This is a genomic window from Microvirga tunisiensis (genome assembly GCF_009296175.1).
GTDB classification, from domain to species: domain Bacteria; phylum Pseudomonadota; class Alphaproteobacteria; order Rhizobiales; family Beijerinckiaceae; genus Microvirga; species Microvirga tunisiensis.
On sequence record NZ_VOSK01000569.1, the window covers coordinates 1 to 2,738 of the forward strand.

Here is a 2,738-nt window from a genome sequence, read left to right on the forward strand (position 1 = left end):
AAGGAATCGCCCGCCTTCTCGGCCGCCTTTTCGGCGGTGTCGAAGAAGCGCATCAGCTCGCGCGTGGCCTGCGGCTGCGAGGCCGAGCCGGAGACTTTCGGCTGCTTGGCGAGCCATTGCTCGACGGCCGCATGGGCGTCGCGGGAGCGGCCGCCGGCGCGGTCGATGAGACCGGCGCACAGGCCTTCCGGATCGTCGAGCAGAACTTTCAGCACATGGCCTGGGGCAAGCTGCGGGTGGCCTTCGCGCACGGCGAGGTTCTGCGCCGCCTGAACGAAGCCCCGGGCCCGCTCGGTATACTTTTCAAAATTCATTCTCATCCCTCCTCGGATCCGCCCGCCCTCCTTGAGGCACAGGCCAATCCTGCGATGTCGGACCTCCTTCTGGAGCATCCGCGAGCTTTAGGTGGTGTGTCCAATTCGTCACAACAAGAGGGAGGAACCCGCTCGCGGCGCTGGCATTGACCCTGCAGCAGTTCGAGGAGGTTCCCATGACGCGCGATCCGCGCTCAGACGCCGAGAAAGCCCGCGCCGACCTTGCCCGCAACGCGGAGCTCGGCTTGGCGGTACCGGAAAGTCCGCTCGAGGAGGGGCCTTCGGTCACGCCGGAAACCTTCGGCGACAGCACCGAGAACGGGCGGGTGCCCCCCTTGCCCGGTCAGACGCTCGAGGAAGCCGAGGCGGATCGGGATGTCGGCGATTCCACCGGCACCATCGCCACCTCCCGCGACATCCCCGTCTCCCCGAAGACCGTTCAAACCCCTCCAACCCATCGCAGTGACGAGAGCGACGGCGTCCTCTCGCGCGCCAAGGAGTGATCAACAATGGCCCTGTCCGATCTTTTCGCCCGTTTAAGCCCAAGCCGGCGCCGCGCGGAACAAGCCGAGAAGGCGCGCGATGAGCTCAAGGCCAATGCCGAGAAGGCCCTGCGCATGAAGCAGGAGGCCGGCCCCTCCGCCCACATCCCTCCGCACCAGACGGCCCATGAGGGCATGAATCCCAAGACGACGAACGAGGATCACATCCCGGCTCGCGAAGGCTATTTCGAGCCCGAACTCAAGCGCACGAAGGTGGCCCGCTCGGGCGACGCTTCGTAAGAGTTGCGTTTGCGCCTGAGAGACAGCCCCGCCCATCGGCGGGGCTTTTTCTTTTGACCTCGTACTCGGCCCCGGTGTCATCCCCGGCGGTTTGAAGGACCGGGAAGGGGATCTATAGAGGGAAGTGTGGAAGTCGATCCCCTTCCCTCGCTGCGCTCGCCGGGGATGACACGGGGTTCAGCAAGCGGTCGGATCGAGATCGCCCCAATTGGGATTGGATCGTTCAATGAGCCTGATCTTCCAAGCTCTGTTCCAGCCCTTGAGCTGCTTCTCCCGGGCAATTGCTTCGTTCACATCGGCAAACATTTCGACGTAGACGAGGTTTGTGACCCGATAGCGTCGCGTAAAGCCGGGGACCGCCAGTGATTTATGCTGTTCGACCCGCTGCAGCAGGTTTCCGGTGATGCCAATATAGAGTGTGCCGTTCTTCCGACTGGCCAGAATGTAGACGGCGTAGCGTTCGCGCATCGTGACGGTCTCAGTGTCTGATACTTCATAGCATATATGGACAGTTCCGTGTCATCCCCGGCCGGAGATGGCAGGGCCATCGCAGGGGAAGGGGATCCACTGTCGAGCGCTGCGCTATGGATCCCCTTCCCTCGCTTCGCTCGCCGGGGATGACACCCCTGGTTCACGTGTCGCGTCTTGCCCCCGCGGCAGCCGCCTTCTATCGATAGGCCATGAGCATCCGCATCGCCTCCCTCCAGCGCTATCCGGTCAAGGGCCTGTCGCCCGAACCGCTGACCCAGGCCGTTCTCACGAAGGGCGATTACTTTCCCGGCGACCGGCTGTTCGCCATCGAGAACGGCCCGGCCGGGTTCGATCCGGACAGCCCCCAGCATCAGCCCAAGATCAAGTTCCTGATGCTGATGCGCAACGAGAGCCTGGCGCGGCTCAAAACCCGCTATCTCGATTCCATCACGACCCTCTTCATCGAGCAGGGCGGGCGCGAGGTGGCGCGGGGCGATCTCTCCACGCGGGAAGGGCGGCTTGCCATCGAGGCCTACTTCCGCCGCTTCATGCCCAAGGAGCTGCGCGGCCCGCCGAAGGTGCTGACCGCGCCCAACGGCTTCCGCTTCACCGATTCCCGGCGCGGCTTCGTCTCGCTCATCAACCTGGCGAGCGTGCGCGAGCTCGAGGCCAGGATCGGGGCGCCGGTCGATCCGTTGCGCTTTCGCGGCAACGTTCATCTCGAAGGTCTCGCTCCTTTCGCCGAGTTCGACCTCGTCGGTCAGGTGCTGACCACGACCTCGGGGACACGTCTCAAGGTGACCAAGCGCATCGAGCGCTGCGCCGCCACCAACGTGGATCCGGATACCGGCATCCGCGACCTGGAGATCCCCAAAAGCCTCATGAAGGCCTATGGGCACTTCGATTGCGGCATCTACGCCGAGGTGCTCCAAGGGGGCACGCTCGAAACCGGCGATGATCTCGAGGCCGAGCAGGGCGCCCTGGCTCTGTAAGGCATCGCTCTCCCTTAGAGCATCGGACGTGAATTCAAACTCACGTCCGATGTAATAGGGGCAAAACCGTTGGCGATCACGCTAAGGAGCAGCGGTCGCTGACCAGATCTGCCAGGCGCGGGACGGCTGGCGCATCAGCAATTCCCAGTCTATCGCCAAGATAGCTCCAGAATGACACT

5 protein-coding genes are annotated in these 2,738 nt (G+C 63.8%); 3 read left to right on the top strand and 2 right to left on the bottom strand.

All coding sequences use genetic code 11. From position 1 onward, the window contains the following. Positions 1-314, bottom strand: a 314-nt coding sequence (locus tag FS320_RS41355) for a Clp protease N-terminal domain-containing protein (protein ID WP_274597298.1), incomplete at its 3' end; no start/stop codon positions are given. Positions 315-490: 176 nt separating this feature from the next. Between FS320_RS41355 and FS320_RS41360 the strand changes: the two genes are divergently transcribed. Both FS320_RS41360 and FS320_RS41365 read left to right on the top strand, forming a co-directional pair. After that, positions 491-817, top strand: a complete 327-nt coding sequence (locus tag FS320_RS41360) for a hypothetical protein (RefSeq protein ID WP_152718384.1) — start codon at positions 491-493, stop codon at positions 815-817. Between the two features lie 6 nt (positions 818-823). Then, positions 824-1,096, top strand: a complete 273-nt coding sequence (locus tag FS320_RS41365; RefSeq protein ID WP_152718385.1) for a hypothetical protein — start codon at positions 824-826, stop codon at positions 1,094-1,096. Between the two features lie 177 nt (positions 1,097-1,273). Here FS320_RS41365 and FS320_RS41370 read toward each other — a convergent pair whose 3' ends face one another. Next, a complete protein-coding gene (locus tag FS320_RS41370; protein WP_152718386.1) occupies positions 1,274-1,564 on the bottom strand; it encodes a GIY-YIG nuclease family protein in 291 nt (96 codons plus the stop codon). Positions 1,565-1,776: 212 nt separating this feature from the next. On the opposite strand from FS320_RS41370, the gene FS320_RS41375 reads away from it, so the two are divergent. Further along, positions 1,777-2,559, top strand: a complete 783-nt coding sequence (locus tag FS320_RS41375; RefSeq protein WP_152718387.1) for an MOSC domain-containing protein — start codon at positions 1,777-1,779, stop codon at positions 2,557-2,559. Positions 2,560-2,738: the final 179 nt, after the last annotated feature.